11 protein-coding genes and 2 pseudogenes are annotated in these 12464 nt (G+C 45.1%); 6 read left to right on the top strand and 7 right to left on the bottom strand.

Annotated features, from left to right (window positions below; genetic code table 11):
• Nucleotides 1-291 precede the first annotated feature (291 nt).
• The 3 genes from ureA (at nt 292) to B5D77_RS22610 (ending at nt 1910) form a co-directional block, all read left to right on the top strand.
• Nucleotides 292-594, top strand: a complete 303-nt coding sequence (ureA, locus tag B5D77_RS22620; RefSeq protein WP_002738360.1) for an urease subunit gamma — start codon at nt 292-294, stop codon at nt 592-594.
• 19 nt (nt 595-613) lie between these two features.
• A complete protein-coding gene (locus B5D77_RS22615) occupies nt 614-940 on the top strand; it encodes an urease subunit beta (protein ID WP_008199032.1) in 327 nt (108 codons plus the stop codon).
• 82 nt (nt 941-1022) lie between these two features.
• The gene (locus B5D77_RS22610) at nt 1023-1910 is read left to right on the top strand and encodes an S-methyl-5'-thioadenosine phosphorylase (RefSeq protein WP_008199029.1); all 888 of its coding nucleotides are present in this window, start codon (nt 1023-1025) and stop codon (nt 1908-1910) included.
• Nucleotides 1911-2097: 187 nt separating this feature from the next.
• Here the strand turns inward: B5D77_RS22610 and B5D77_RS22605 are convergent, their stop codons facing one another.
• The 3 genes from B5D77_RS22605 to B5D77_RS22595 all read right to left on the bottom strand — a co-directional run bounded on the left by B5D77_RS22605 (nt 2098) and on the right by B5D77_RS22595 (nt 5509).
• The gene (locus B5D77_RS22605) at nt 2098-3054 is read right to left on the bottom strand and encodes an RNA polymerase sigma factor, RpoD/SigA family (RefSeq protein WP_008199027.1); all 957 of its coding nucleotides are present in this window, start codon (nt 3052-3054) and stop codon (nt 2098-2100) included.
• 852 nt (nt 3055-3906) lie between these two features.
• Nucleotides 3907-4206, bottom strand: coding sequence for a 2Fe-2S iron-sulfur cluster-binding protein (locus B5D77_RS22600; RefSeq protein WP_008199024.1), 300 nt, complete (start codon nt 4204-4206; stop codon nt 3907-3909).
• A gap of 43 nt (nt 4207-4249) precedes the next feature.
• Nucleotides 4250-5509, bottom strand: coding sequence for a phosphopantothenoylcysteine decarboxylase (locus tag B5D77_RS22595; protein ID WP_106910055.1), 1260 nt, complete (start codon nt 5507-5509; stop codon nt 4250-4252).
• A 188-nt stretch (nt 5510-5697) separates the two neighbouring features.
• Between B5D77_RS22595 and B5D77_RS22590 the strand changes: the two genes are divergently transcribed.
• Nucleotides 5698-6639 (top strand): DUF1517 domain-containing protein, encoded by a 942-nt coding sequence (locus tag B5D77_RS22590; protein WP_008199022.1) that lies wholly within the window; start codon nt 5698-5700, stop codon nt 6637-6639.
• 128 nt (nt 6640-6767) lie between these two features.
• Here B5D77_RS22590 and B5D77_RS22585 read toward each other — a convergent pair whose 3' ends face one another.
• Both B5D77_RS22585 and B5D77_RS22580 read right to left on the bottom strand, forming a co-directional pair.
• Entirely contained in the window at nt 6768-7718 is a 951-nt protein-coding gene (locus tag B5D77_RS22585) for an NAD-dependent epimerase/dehydratase family protein (RefSeq protein ID WP_106909685.1), read from the bottom strand.
• Nucleotides 7719-8095: 377 nt separating this feature from the next.
• Nucleotides 8096-8212: pseudogene (locus B5D77_RS22580) on the bottom strand (transposase); the annotation flags it as partial.
• On the opposite strand from B5D77_RS22580, the pseudogene B5D77_RS22575 reads away from it, so the two are divergent.
• Nucleotides 8212-9117 (top strand): annotated as a pseudogene (locus B5D77_RS22575) (methyltransferase); the annotation flags it as partial. The pseudogenes B5D77_RS22580 and B5D77_RS22575 sit on opposite strands and share 1 nt — an antisense overlap.
• A 38-nt stretch (nt 9118-9155) precedes the next feature.
• On the opposite strand, the gene B5D77_RS22570 reads toward B5D77_RS22575, so the two are convergent.
• Both B5D77_RS22570 and B5D77_RS22565 read right to left on the bottom strand, forming a co-directional pair.
• On the bottom strand, nt 9156-10583 hold the full coding sequence (locus B5D77_RS22570) for a phosphoglucomutase/phosphomannomutase family protein (RefSeq protein ID WP_008199015.1): 1428 nt from the start codon (nt 10581-10583) through the stop codon (nt 9156-9158).
• 177 nt (nt 10584-10760) lie between these two features.
• Nucleotides 10761-11105, bottom strand: coding sequence for a hypothetical protein (locus B5D77_RS22565; RefSeq protein ID WP_008199013.1), 345 nt, complete (start codon nt 11103-11105; stop codon nt 10761-10763).
• Between the two features lie 437 nt (nt 11106-11542).
• On the opposite strand from B5D77_RS22565, the gene B5D77_RS22560 reads away from it, so the two are divergent.
• Nucleotides 11543-12376, top strand: a complete 834-nt coding sequence (locus B5D77_RS22560; RefSeq protein WP_008199011.1) for a photosystem II manganese-stabilizing polypeptide — start codon at nt 11543-11545, stop codon at nt 12374-12376.
• Nucleotides 12377-12464: the final 88 nt, after the last annotated feature.

Genomic DNA, 12464 nt, shown 5'->3' with positions numbered 1-12464 from the left:
ACAGAACTCATTGCCGTTCCCGATTAATGGTGGCATGGCTGGCTTCCAATCCAGCAATGATTTATAGTTATTTCAAATAAGAACGAGACACTAGCCTGAATTATTCACCAATTGCCAGCCGTTTTTTAGCCAGATCGCTGAAGGACTTTCCTAGCAAGAATTTTAAGTATCTTCCCAAATCTTCATCAATAAAGCAGGCTAAGTAAATAAAATTTCACAACTCGATCGCTACAACTATCCCGCCAAGAACTACAATAACCCTAGGCATCTGTGTGAAAAAAAGACCCATCTATGCAACTTTCGCCCCAAGAAAAAGATAAATTACTCATTTTCACGGCGGCACTGCTCGCCGAAAGACGCAAAAACCGTGGTATCAAGTTAAATTATCCCGAAGCGATCGCCTATATTAGCGCCGCCATCCTCGAAGGTGCGAGGGAAGGTCGTAGCGTCGCTGAATTGATGAGTTACGGCACCACTTTGTTAACCCGCGAGGAGGTAATGGAAGGCATCCCGGAAATGATTACGGAAGTGCAGATCGAAGCGACTTTTCCCGATGGTACTAAATTAGTTACCGTTCACAATCCCATTCATTAACAGGAGATTTTTAGCAGTTATGATTCCGGGAGAAATTATCACACCATCTGGGGAGATTGAGATTAATGTCGGTCGCGACACCCTGCGTATTTCTGTGGCCAATACAGGTGATCGACCGATTCAAGTGGGTTCCCACTATCATTTTTATGAAGTTAACGAGGCCTTGGAGTTCCAGCGCGAATTAACCAAAGGAACCCATCTGAATATTCCCGCAGGTACGTCCGTTAGATTTGAACCGGGAGACACGAAAGAGGTGGAATTAGTTGCCATTGCGGGAACTGAAGAAATTTATGGCTTTAATGGTGTAATTAATGGTTCCCTCAAAGGCAAGAAAAAGAAAAAGTAAGGCCTTGACAGAAAAATTATCACAGTTCGATCGCTCAATTGTGGTAACATCAAGGCAACGATAACTAATTCTTTCCAAGACTATGACGACGGTAAAAATTGGCATCATTGGCGGCAGTGGTTTGTATAAAATGGATGCCCTCAAGGATGTGCGGGAAGTATCCCTCGATACTCCTTTTGGTTCTCCTTCCGATGCTTTAATTCTCGGTACTTTAGACGGAACAGAAGTTGCCTTTTTAGCGCGTCATGGCAGAAGTCACCATTTTTTACCGACCGAATTACCCTTTCGAGCTAATATTCACGCTCTCAAACAATTAGGGGTTGAATATATTATTTCCGCTTCGGCCGTTGGTTCCCTCAAAGCGGAAGTTAAACCCCTAGATTTAGTCATTCCCGATCAATTTATTGACAGAACTAAAGAGAGAATAGCGACTTTTTTTGGGGAGGGAATTGTTGCCCACGTTGCCTTTGGTGATCCCATTTGTCCCCAATTAGCCAGCATTTTAGGGGATGCCGTCGCCAGTTTAAACCTACCGGAAGTTACCCTGCATCGGGGCGGTACATACCTCTGTATGGAGGGGCCGGCTTTTTCTACTAAAGCGGAATCAAATCTCTATAGAAGTTGGGGGGCAACCGTGATCGGTATGACCAATTTAACCGAGGCTAAATTAGCGCGAGAAGCGGAAATTGCCTACGCTACCTTAGCCTTAGTTACCGATTACGATTGTTGGCATCCCGATCACGATCATGTCACCGTAGAAATGGTGATCGAAAATCTCCACCATAACGCTATTAATGCCCAAAAAGTCATCCAAGAAACGGTGCGTCGTCTGGCAGCTAATCCTCCCGTTTCCGTCGCTCATTCTGCCCTTAAATACGCTATTCTTACCCGTCTAGATTCTGTTCCCGTCGCCACTAAAGAAAAATTAGCTCTCCTGTTGCAAAAATATCTTGAAGAAGTAGAGAAATAAGAGCCGAGAAAAGTGGCCGATAAATCTAGAAATGGGCCATTTTTCTCGCTGTTATTCAGACGCTCAATTTGACCCTTAACGAAGGCAGGAGGCAGGGGACGGTCGGCAAAAGGCAAAAGGCAGCTTTGTTATCCCCACATCCTACACCCCACACCCTGCCCCCACGAACAGCTTTTTGCCGCAAACCCTAACTAGCTAGGTATTCTCTGATGTTAGCCCTGCGTTTTCTTAATTTAGCGATCGCTTCTCGTTCGATCTGACGGACGCGTTCACGACTGATATTGAGTCGAACGCCAATTTTCGCTAGGGTGAGGGGCTGCCCATTATCTAAACCAAAACGCAGACAAATCACTTCTTTTTGTTGAGGGGTGAGGTCTGCCATCAGTTTTTCCAAATCCACTTGCAGGGAAGAATAGGCAGTGTAATCTTCGGGGGAAAGTCCCGTATCTTCCAAGAGTTCCCCTAATTCCGTGTCTTGATTGTCCCCCACCTTTAAGTCAAGGGAAAGGGGTTGACGGGACCTTTCCAAGTAGTCTCGCACCTGTTTGGGAGTTAGATCTAATTCCTCGGCTAATTCGGCAATGGTGGCAGCGCGACCCTTATCTTGAGCTAGTTGACGCTGGGCCTTTTTGATTTTATTCAGTTTTTCGGTGATGTGGATGGGCAGACGGATGGTGCGACTTTTTTCTGCGATCGCCCGGGTGATGGCTTGGCGAATCCACCAATAGGCATAGGTGGAAAAGCGATAGCCTTTGGTGGGATCGAATTTTTCCACACCTCTTTGCATCCCAATGGTTCCCTCTTGGATCAGGTCTAATAGATCTAGATTGCGTTTTAGGTATTTTTTAGCCACGGAAACCACTAGACGCAGGTTCGCTTCTACCATCTTGCGCTTGGCGAAATCCCCCGCCCCTAATTCTCGACGTAGTTGTTCTTCACTAATTTCCGCCGCTTCTGACCACTGGCGATCGCTGGGTTCCCTGCCGAGTTGAGATCTTAGGGATTCTTTGATTTTTTCCAGAAAAATTAATCTTTGTACCTGTTTCGCGTAGAGAATTTCCTCTTCATGGGTGAGAAGGGGAACTCGGCCAATTTCTCTGAGATAGGAGCGAACTGGATCGGTGGGGTTTTTCGAGGTTTTCATGAGTGCGCGTCGGTTGAGGGTTGATATGCAGGGATTGATGGCGTTTTTCAGATCGCTTCCCCAGGGGCAGTTAAGGAGATGCTATCGGAGTTTTTTCTAGTTTTGTAAAGAGATTGGTGAGTGATTACTCAAGGATAGAGAGAAATCTAATTGAGGATTTAATTGGCTCTATAGTCCTGTTTTTAGCTATATGTAGAGTTTATGGGCATAAATGGCAAGTAGTGAGAACCTTGGTTATTTAACTAATATTACAACAATTATTAAATATTGTAAAGTTTATGAGAAAAAAATTATCCCGATCAGCAACGCCGCAAGGAAGGGGAGGTTTGAGTATCTGTACTCATAGATTACCCAAAGGTTTCCGATCGGGATGCAATCTAGATGACAAAATGAGCAATTTTCTCAGATAGCGATCGCTATCTGAGCGGTGAAGAGAGTAGTCATACTAAATCCTGTTTAAAAAGTATAGGATAGTGGGGTGTGGGGAGAAACAATTCATAACTTGAGAGTTAATCACACTATTAAAAAAAAGGGATTTAGTATCAGAGGAAGTTCGGACATTTGTACTAAAATGTCCAATACTTAGTTTAAAGGCAGTAAAGCTGATATTTTCTGGCAAACCTCTTGATTGTCAGTGCTTGGCCAGGGAAAGCGGAGATGTCTTCCCAAGACATCTCCTTAAATTAGGGTTGGCTGAAAAAGTCGCGCAGGGAATTATGCTATTAAATGCCAAGCATTTGGCACTCAAGTAATATTGTCTGGCAATTTTCACCCCTATCGAACCCGTCAATGGCCGCTCCCCGCACCTTCCCCACCGGTGCGTTGCTGAGGGTGGGGACTGACGCTTAAAGGCTATTTTGGTTTAGTTTGGACGCTAATAGGGCCATTAACGATGGTTTGACAGGCTAAACGATAATTTTCGGGTTTTTTCTTCAGACAGCGCTGTTCAAAGTCGGTTTTAGCCGAGAGATTTTCCATCCCCTCGACAATTGCCACTATACAAGTACCACACTGACCGTAACCGCCACAATTCATCAATTTACCGCCAAAAGTGTAGATATCAACGCCATTCTGGATTGCTTTCTCTCGTAAATTCGCTCCATCTGCCGCTACCACGATCTTATTCTCTTTGACGAAGTTGATGTTACCCATGACTGTCTTACCCTAAATTTTTGCAAATTAATATTAAAAAATATTAAATTTTTTTGATTGTAACATTTTTGGCTCGCTCTTCTAAATATTCGGCGATGCCAATAGCGATCGCTTTTTTACCGATAAATTTCCCCAATGCCGCTTTTGTGACCAAATAAGCCACCTGTTCCCCTTGATCGCCCTTTTCCTCACCCCTATTAGCAATGACGGCCTGATAGCCCTTTTCTAGGCGTTTACGGGCGATTTCCAGCAACTCCTCCTGACTGACTCCCTCCTGATACTTGAAAGTCACCATCTCTAAATCGGGAAATTTTTCTCTCACCTTGTCAATCACTTTTTCCGTCGGCACAAAATTAAGATTTAACTGCCCTCCACTGGGAATCTTAGCATAAAAAGGGCTTTCTAAGCGATAATCGGCCACTGCCGCCGAAAAAATCCCAAATTTATAATCTTTACTCTCTAATTCTCCCATAACCTTCCCTAGATACTCGTCATAAGTTTCAATAATTTCATGGGGTAAATAAGCGGGGGGTGTATAGCTGCCCCGTCCGTGGATTAACTGCACCTTTGCCCCGCGCAGGTATAATTCTTCTGCAATAGCGGCCCCTAATTGTCCAGTAAAACGATTAGTTAAGCGACGGATATTATCGATAATCACGGGTGTGGGTCCACCAGTGACTAAAATCGGCATATTTTTCAGGACAGAATTACTGAGAATCCCACAGGCTGCCACGGTAATCTCTTTTTCCCCGGGGAGATTGTGCTTACCGTAATCATCGCGGGGTGGCATAATCTCGACTCCCAAGCGATCGAGAGTTTGCAAAGATTCAGTCAGAATAGCATTATGTAAACTGCCGTGCATGGTGGGGACAAGCAGAATTTTAGTTTTTCCCTTTTCCTGTCGTCCCAAGGCCGAGGCCAAGCATGAAGTGATCACTCCGTCAGCGATTCCGTAACGAAACTTATTAATCGTGTTATAGGTAGCGGGGGCGACTAAATAAAGATCAAAGGGAGATTGATCGCTTAAATGTTCTGCTTTTGCCGTTAATTGGCTAATTACGGGATTAACCGTACTCCATTCCAAAGCTTCCCTGGTGACGTATCTTAAAGCTTCTTCCGAGACAAAAGCCACGACTGTAGCCCCAAATTTCCGCAAAGAGCGGGCAATTAGTGGCGCTTTCATGGCCGCAATCCCTCCCGTTACCAGTAAAGCAATCCGTTTACCCCAGAGATGATGATTTTCTAAGGGTACTTCGCGATCGCCTAAGGGTGAATCCGTGGGAGAGGAGAAATTCCAAGTCATAAATTTGGGGGTGGGGGTTTTGTCAGTGATCAGTAAACAGTAAACAGTGAACTGAAAACTCAAATCTGATCACTGATAACTGATAACTGATCACTGATAACTGATTCGGTTATCCCTATTCGGGGTTTGTCTATCCCTGAGGGAGAAACTGGTTATCCTAGTAAATAAAGGGTTGCTTCGGTGTTCTTATGATTGACAAAATTTTAACTAAAGTTCGATCGCTTGCCAAGCCGCTATTAGTTCTAGGATTAGTGACAACGCTGATTTTAGGCAATGTTTCCAGTGCTTTGGCGGCATCGGGGGGTAGAATGGGGGGCGGTAGTTTTCGCGCCCCTAGTCGCAGTATTAGCCCTTCTAGAGGTGGTGGTTACAGTTCCCCCGGTTACGGTGGAGGTATTGGTTTTCCCTTCCTTTTACCCTTCTTTTGGGGTGGTGGTGGCGGTGGCTTAATTTCTCTGTTAATCTTTTTTGCTATTGCCAATTTCCTCGTTAATGCTTTCCGTAATGGTGGAGGCAGTGATGAGAATGGTATGACGATAGAATCCGGTTATGAAACCGTCTCCGTGGCTAAAGTACAGGTGGGTTTGTTGGCTAATGCCCGTTATCTGCAACAAGAATTAAATCAAATCGCCCTAACTGTGGATACTAGCACCTCCGAGGGACGCGTCGAAGTCTTACAAGAATCGGCCCTCGCCCTGTTACGTCATCCGGAATACTGGGTTTATGGTAACGTCGATTGCCAACAAACCAGCCTCAGCAGTGCAGAAGCGAAGTTTAATCAGTGGTCTCTCAACGAACGCGGTAAACTAACGGCGGAAACCTTAACTAATTACAATAATCAACTGCGTCAAGGTTCTAGGGAAAATACTTTACCCGAATCGGCTGGAGAATTAGCTAAAACCGCACCGGAAGGCTATATTTTGGTGACTATTTTAGCTGGCATTGTCGGTAAATTTTCTCTAGCCAAAATTAATGATTCCCAAGACTTGAAACAAGCCCTGCAACAAATTGGTAGTATGGGAGGCGATCGACTTTTAGCGGTAGAAGTGATTTGGACTCCCCAAAGCGAGGGTGATATTCTCAGTCAAGACGACATTCTCGCCAATTATCCCGATCTGAAATTGGTGTAATTTGTCGGGGTATAACCCTAGATATTGTCCAAAATCTCCCCATAAAAGGGAGATTTTTTGATTATTAAGCAATTGCTCCCGTGATGGGATTTTTAGGTGTGTCACGATGCCCTAACACACCCTAACCATTAACAATATAACTCCTGAATCCACTGCCATTCTTGGGCTAATCCTTCGGCTAAAGAGACTTGGGGGTCATAACCTAGAATAGTACGGGCTTTGGTGACATCGGCGGCGGTGTGACGGGCATCTCCCCGGGCGAGTCCTTGATGCGATCGCTCGATCGGTTTACCGATGACTTTTGCCATGGTATCCAAGACATCCAGCAAAACCACGCGACTACCACCACCAATATTAAACACCTCCCCCACCGCTTCCGGCACTACGGCAGCGGCTAAATTAGCGGCTACAGCATCGCTAATAAAGGTAAAATCGCGGGTTTGTTTGCCATCCCCGTAGATGCCGATGGCTTTACCTGCGATCGCTGCTTGAAAAAACTTATGGAAAGCCATATCGGGACGTTGCCGCGGTCCATAAACGGTGAAATAACGCAAGGCAGTGACGGGAACGTTAAAATTCTGGTGATATAGCCAACAGAGTCTTTCTGCCGCTAATTTGGTGATGCCGTAGGGTGAAACCGGTTGGGGACAAAGGGTTTCGGGAGTCGGCATCGTTTCCGCATTGCCATATACCGAGGAAGTGGAGGCAAAAACCATCCTTTGTAAAGACGGGGTTTCCTTAGCGGCCTCAAGAATGATTTGAGTAGCATTTATATTCCTTTCGGTATATTGACGAAATCCATCACCCCAGCTTGCTCTGACTCCCGCTTGGGCTGCCTGATGGAATAATACTTCTACTCCTTGCAACAGTTGTCGCCAGTCGAGGGCTTGTATATCCGCTTCAATTAACTTAAATTCGCGATATTTTGCTAGAATATGAGCATTTTTGCGCTTTAAACTGGGGTCGTAATAATCGTTAAATTGATCGATACCGATCACCTGATCTCCTTGTTCTAACAGCTTTTCTGCCAAGTTAGAACCGATAAAACCTGCGACACCAGTAACAATATGAGTAGCCATTTAATCCTAGTCGTTGATATTTTGGATCGATTGTAATCATTTTTGCGCTTTTTGCCGTAATCAATGTGCGCCGTCCGCGGTCCGCTTTTAGGGGTCAAAATCGATAGATTTATTATATCTCCTGCAAAAATCAAGAATCTTTCCTTAGATAAGGAGAGTCCGAAACAGGCGACTGGAGGAGAAAAAAGACAAGAGACAACTATCCGATCCATAAAACCGAAGATTATGTCAAATTTATCCTAAGTTTTAGATATTTTGACCCGATACCGCCTCGATAACTTGCTTTTGCAGCAGATTTATTCTATCTCGATGGAGCGAGATGACTCCCGTTAAACCGCGTAGCGGTTAACGGGAGATGAATCGCGACCAGAATGAAACTAACGCGGTAGCATTTCCACTTTCCGGGAGTTTTGGTTCTCGACGTATTTTTTTAGTGGTTCGACGGTAACGCCGCCACAACTGGACAGGAAATAAGCTCCCGTCCAAAAATAGGGAAGGAGCGAAATCTTGTCAAGAGTTAGCCTCCCTAACTGAGACCAATTCTGCTGCTTTATACCGACTGATGAGAGGGTTAGCTAGTGTGGGAATTTTTCAAGAAACTGAATCTCAACAGTTTATACTAACTCCCTTAGCTGAACATTTATCTAGTGACCATCCCCGGTCAGTAAAAGCGACAGCGATTATGTTAGGAGAAGCCCCCCATTATCAAGCTTGGGGAAATGTGTTACATAGTATTAAAACGGGACAACCATCCTTTGATGATGTCTTTGGGATGGGGGTCTTTGAATATTTTCAAACTCATCCGCTAGATGCAGAGATTTTTGAACAGTCGATGAATAGTTTTTCTTTGTCGGAGGAGAAAGCTATTTTAGCTGTGTATGATTTCTCGGAATTTCAAACCCTAGTAGATGTGGGTGGTGGGTACGGTGAGATGTTGGGGACAATTTTAGAGCAATATCCCCAACTAAAAGGGATTCTTTTTGATGAAGAATATGTAATTTCCCATTGTCAACCCACTTTAGAAAAACACGGTATTGTTGATCGTTGTCAAACCGTTGGAGGTAGTTTTTTTGAATCCGTACCGTCGGGAGGAGATGGCTATTTATTAAAACATATTATTCATGATTGGGATGATCGACGAGCGATTGCTATTTTGAAAAACTGTTGTCAAGCTTTAGATAGCGATGGGAAAGTTTTAGTCTTGGAAATGGTTGTTCCTGCGGGTAATAATCCTTCGGCCGCTAAAATGTTAGACCTAAATATGTTAGTTATGTGTCCGGGAGGTAAAGAAAGAACCGCAGAAGAATTTGAGGAATTGTTGAGCCAAACTGGTTTAAAATTAAATCGAATTATTCCGACTCAAGAAGATATTTGTATTATTGAATGCGTTAAAAAATAACATAGAAACCCGTTTTCTTCAAGAAAACGGGTTTCTATTTAGGTAGCCCAAGATTTTGCCCAGGCGAGAATTTCATGAACTCGATCGAGGGTTGAAGATTCACAGTAGAGACGCAAAACTGGTTCTGTACCACTAAAGCGAATTAACAACCAACTCCCATCTTCTAAACGGAATTTATAACCGTCGATAGGATTACAATCAGTCACTTGTTTACCGGCAATTTCCCTTAAGGGTTCCTGATCCAAAGCAGTAATTAACTGATGGCGAGCTGCCATATTAGCTAGGGGCAAATCAATACGATCATACTGAGAATAAAAACCAGTTTTATCCTGTAATTGCGCGTAAAGATCGCTTAGATCTTGGCCCGATTCTACCACTGCTTCCAAAACGTATAAAGCTGATAATAAAGCATCCCGTTCGGGAATGTGACTACCATAACCGACACCTCCCGATTCTTCCCCACCAATTAACACAGGAGTGGTCAACATTCGATCGGCGATATACTTATAACCGATCGGGGTTTCAAAGACCGATAAACCGTATAAACTGGCTAATTTGGGAATTAAATCGGAACCGCTCACCGTTTTCACAATTTCCCCTCTCATTCCTTTTTTGCCGGCTAAATGCTCGATTAAAATCGGGATGAGATTTTGGGTGCTTAAAAAATTCCCCCGACCATCGATCGCCGCCACTCGATCGCTATCGCCATCGAAGACCAAACCTACTCGCAAAGGGGCTAAATTTGCGCTGTGAGCCAGCTTATCGATGATTTCCGTCAAATTTCTCGGCAAAGGTTCCGGAGAGCCGCCACCGAACAAAGGATCGCGATTGCCGCGTAATTCCGTGATTCCCACCCCCAAAAGACGCTCTAAACCGGTAGCCGCCGCACCGTGCATGACATCGGAATAAACTTTTAGTTGTCCCGATTCGATCGCGTTGGCAATAGCGGCAATATTAACTTTTTGGCGTAAACCCTGACAATAACCCGACCACGGTTCAAAAGTGCTTAATTTACCTGCATTGGCCTTAAATTGCGGCGGATTAGACAATAAAGCTTCAATTTGTTGGGTAATTTCCGGCGAGACAGAACCACCAAAATAACCTTTAACCTTCAAACCGAGATATTTAGCTGGGTTATGACTGGCGGTTAACACGATCGCACCGAGAGCATTTTCTGATCGAGCTGCCCAACTAAAAGCGGGAGTGGGAGCGTAGGATTGGGAGAGAAGCACATCAAAACCAGCTTTTTGCAGCGATTCCGCCGCAGTTTGAGCAAAATCCTCCGCCATAAACCGCCGATCATAGCCGACGATCATCGTCCGCGAACCCGTGATCCGACCATAATTATCCGCTAAAACTTGAGCCGCCAAGGGAGCGAGCAGAGCGACTCGATCGAAAGTAAAATCGGCGGCGATAATCCCGCGCCAGCCATCGGTTCCAAATTTAATCGGGTTCACGGTGGTCATGATTTACGAACTACCCTTAAATATCCATTTTCCCAATACTGTAACCCGCTCCGTACCCCTTGGCGATAGGCAATGGGGAGATGGGGAGATGGGGAGATGGGGAGATGGGGAAATGGGGAATTTCAGCTAAAACCCCAACACCCTAACACCCTAACACCCTAAAAACCCAACACCTTTTCATTTTTCCCGATCATCGCTTTTTGCCGCCGAATCGAGCGCGCCGACTTCACTGGCTAATAATTTTTCCATTAACATTTGTAACTTCATCCGTTCTATATAGGGCCATCCCCCGGTTTCCTCGATATCCCGGAGTAATCCGTATAAGTCCTTACGGGTATTGGGTAAAGACGGCTCGAACATCTGCTCGCGAATTTGCCGATGTAAATTTTCTAAAGTTCGCAGCAACATTAACAAACCGTTACAATCTCCCTGCTGTTCTTGGGCGATCGCTGTCACCGTCGTTACAAGGGAATGCAGTTGGCTATCTAATTGGCTATTATCTCCCGGCAATCGGCTATTCATCGAAATTTTTGCATCTGAAAACAGTCACACCGATCATATCAGTCATCAGCTATCAGTTACTTAGAGCCTCCTGACTTGAAAGAGGGTGTGGGGAAGTGGGGAAGTGGGGAAGTGGGGAAGTGGGGAAGTGGGGAAGTGGGGAAGTGGGGAAGTGGGGAAGTGGGGAGAACAAAGCTGCCTATTGCCTCCTGCCTCCTGCCTATTGCCTCCTGCCTATTGCCTATTGCCTCTTGCCTCTTGCCGGCTGCCTCCCGTCTCCTGACTCCTATCTCCTGACTCCTATCCCCTGCCTGCCGTCCCCTGTCTCCCATCTTCTCAATGGTCACTGATCTTTGATAAACTGAGTTTCGGTGAATTGGCGCAACCGATTCGATAATTCATCAGGCTATGGATCAAGGGTAGTAATTGTAAAGATTGACAAAGAGAGGTTGACATAGATGAGATTTCGTGCCTTGTTAGTTGCCTTTTTAGCCTTGTGCTTAGGGGTATTGACAGCTTGTAGCGACGCGCCTAGTGCCGTCCTGAATAGAAACGAGCTAACCTATGATGAAATTTTAAACACGGGATTAGCTAACAAATGTCCGCAGATTTCCGAGTTCACCCGGGGTACTCTCCCCTTAGAACGCGGCGAAAGTTATGTGGTGACGGATTTATGCTTGGAACCCCAAGAATATTTTGTCAAGGGTGAACCCGTTAATAAGCGGGAAGCGGCCACCTTTATCCCGGGTAAACTCTTAACCAGAGATACCACCAGTTTAGAACAGATGACAGCGAGTTTAAGCGTAGGCGAAGACGGTGTTTTAACCCTCAAGGAAGAAGACGGTATCGATTTCCAACCCATTACCGTACAATTACCCGGAGGTGAAAGAGTTCCCCTCTTCTTTACCATTAAAGGTTTCACTGGCAAAACCGAAGCCGGATTTAACTCGATTAACAGTTCCACCGATTTTGAAGGCGACTTTAAAGTTCCCTCCTATCGTGGCGCTGGTTTCTTAGATCCCAAAGGTCGGGGTGTGGTAACGGGTTATGATAATGCTGTCGCTTTACCCGCTAGTGCTGATAGTCAAGATTTCCAGCGCGCTAACGTCAAAGCGACGGAACTGGGTAAAGGTACTATGTCTTTACAGGTAACTAAAGTTGACGCTTCTACCGGCGAGTTTGCTGGTGTTTTTGAAAGTGAACAGCCTTCCGACACCGATTTAGGCGCAAAAGATGCTGAAGAAGTGAAAATTCGCGGCATTTTCTACGGTCGTCTCGAAGCTCGTGCCTAATTAATAAATTCAGAATTTCTGGAAATTAAGGCGAATTTCTCCCCAGAGAAGTTCGCTTTTTTTCGGCTCTCTTGGGGTTATTAAAGGG

The organism is Microcystis sp. MC19, assembly GCF_003019735.1.
In the GTDB taxonomy this organism is placed as follows: domain Bacteria; phylum Cyanobacteriota; class Cyanobacteriia; order Cyanobacteriales; family Microcystaceae; genus Microcystis.
The sequence above is the reverse complement of the archived record's forward strand: the minus strand, read 5'-3'. Positions and strand labels throughout refer to the sequence as shown.

Coding starts and splice junctions, on each gene's coding strand:
- B5D77_RS22560 (WP_008199011.1), top strand. CDS start 11,543: ATGAGATTTCGTGCCTTGTTAGTTGCCTTTTTAGCCTTGTGCTTAGGG.
- B5D77_RS22605 (WP_008199027.1), bottom strand. CDS start 3,054: ATGAAAACCTCGAAAAACCCCACCGATCCAGTTCGCTCCTATCTCAGA.
- B5D77_RS22595 (WP_106910055.1), bottom strand. CDS start 5,509: ATGACTTGGAATTTCTCCTCTCCCACGGATTCACCCTTAGGCGATCGC.
- B5D77_RS22565 (WP_008199013.1), bottom strand. CDS start 11,105: ATGAATAGCCGATTGCCGGGAGATAATAGCCAATTAGATAGCCAACTG.
- B5D77_RS22590 (WP_008199022.1), top strand. CDS start 5,698: ATGATTGACAAAATTTTAACTAAAGTTCGATCGCTTGCCAAGCCGCTA.
- B5D77_RS22600 (WP_008199024.1), bottom strand. CDS start 4,206: ATGGGTAACATCAACTTCGTCAAAGAGAATAAGATCGTGGTAGCGGCA.
- B5D77_RS22615 (WP_008199032.1), top strand. CDS start 614: ATGATTCCGGGAGAAATTATCACACCATCTGGGGAGATTGAGATTAAT.
- B5D77_RS22610 (WP_008199029.1), top strand. CDS start 1,023: ATGACGACGGTAAAAATTGGCATCATTGGCGGCAGTGGTTTGTATAAA.
- B5D77_RS22585 (WP_106909685.1), bottom strand. CDS start 7,718: ATGGCTACTCATATTGTTACTGGTGTCGCAGGTTTTATCGGTTCTAAC.
- B5D77_RS22570 (WP_008199015.1), bottom strand. CDS start 10,583: ATGACCACCGTGAACCCGATTAAATTTGGAACCGATGGCTGGCGCGGG.
- ureA (WP_002738360.1), top strand. CDS start 292: ATGCAACTTTCGCCCCAAGAAAAAGATAAATTACTCATTTTCACGGCG.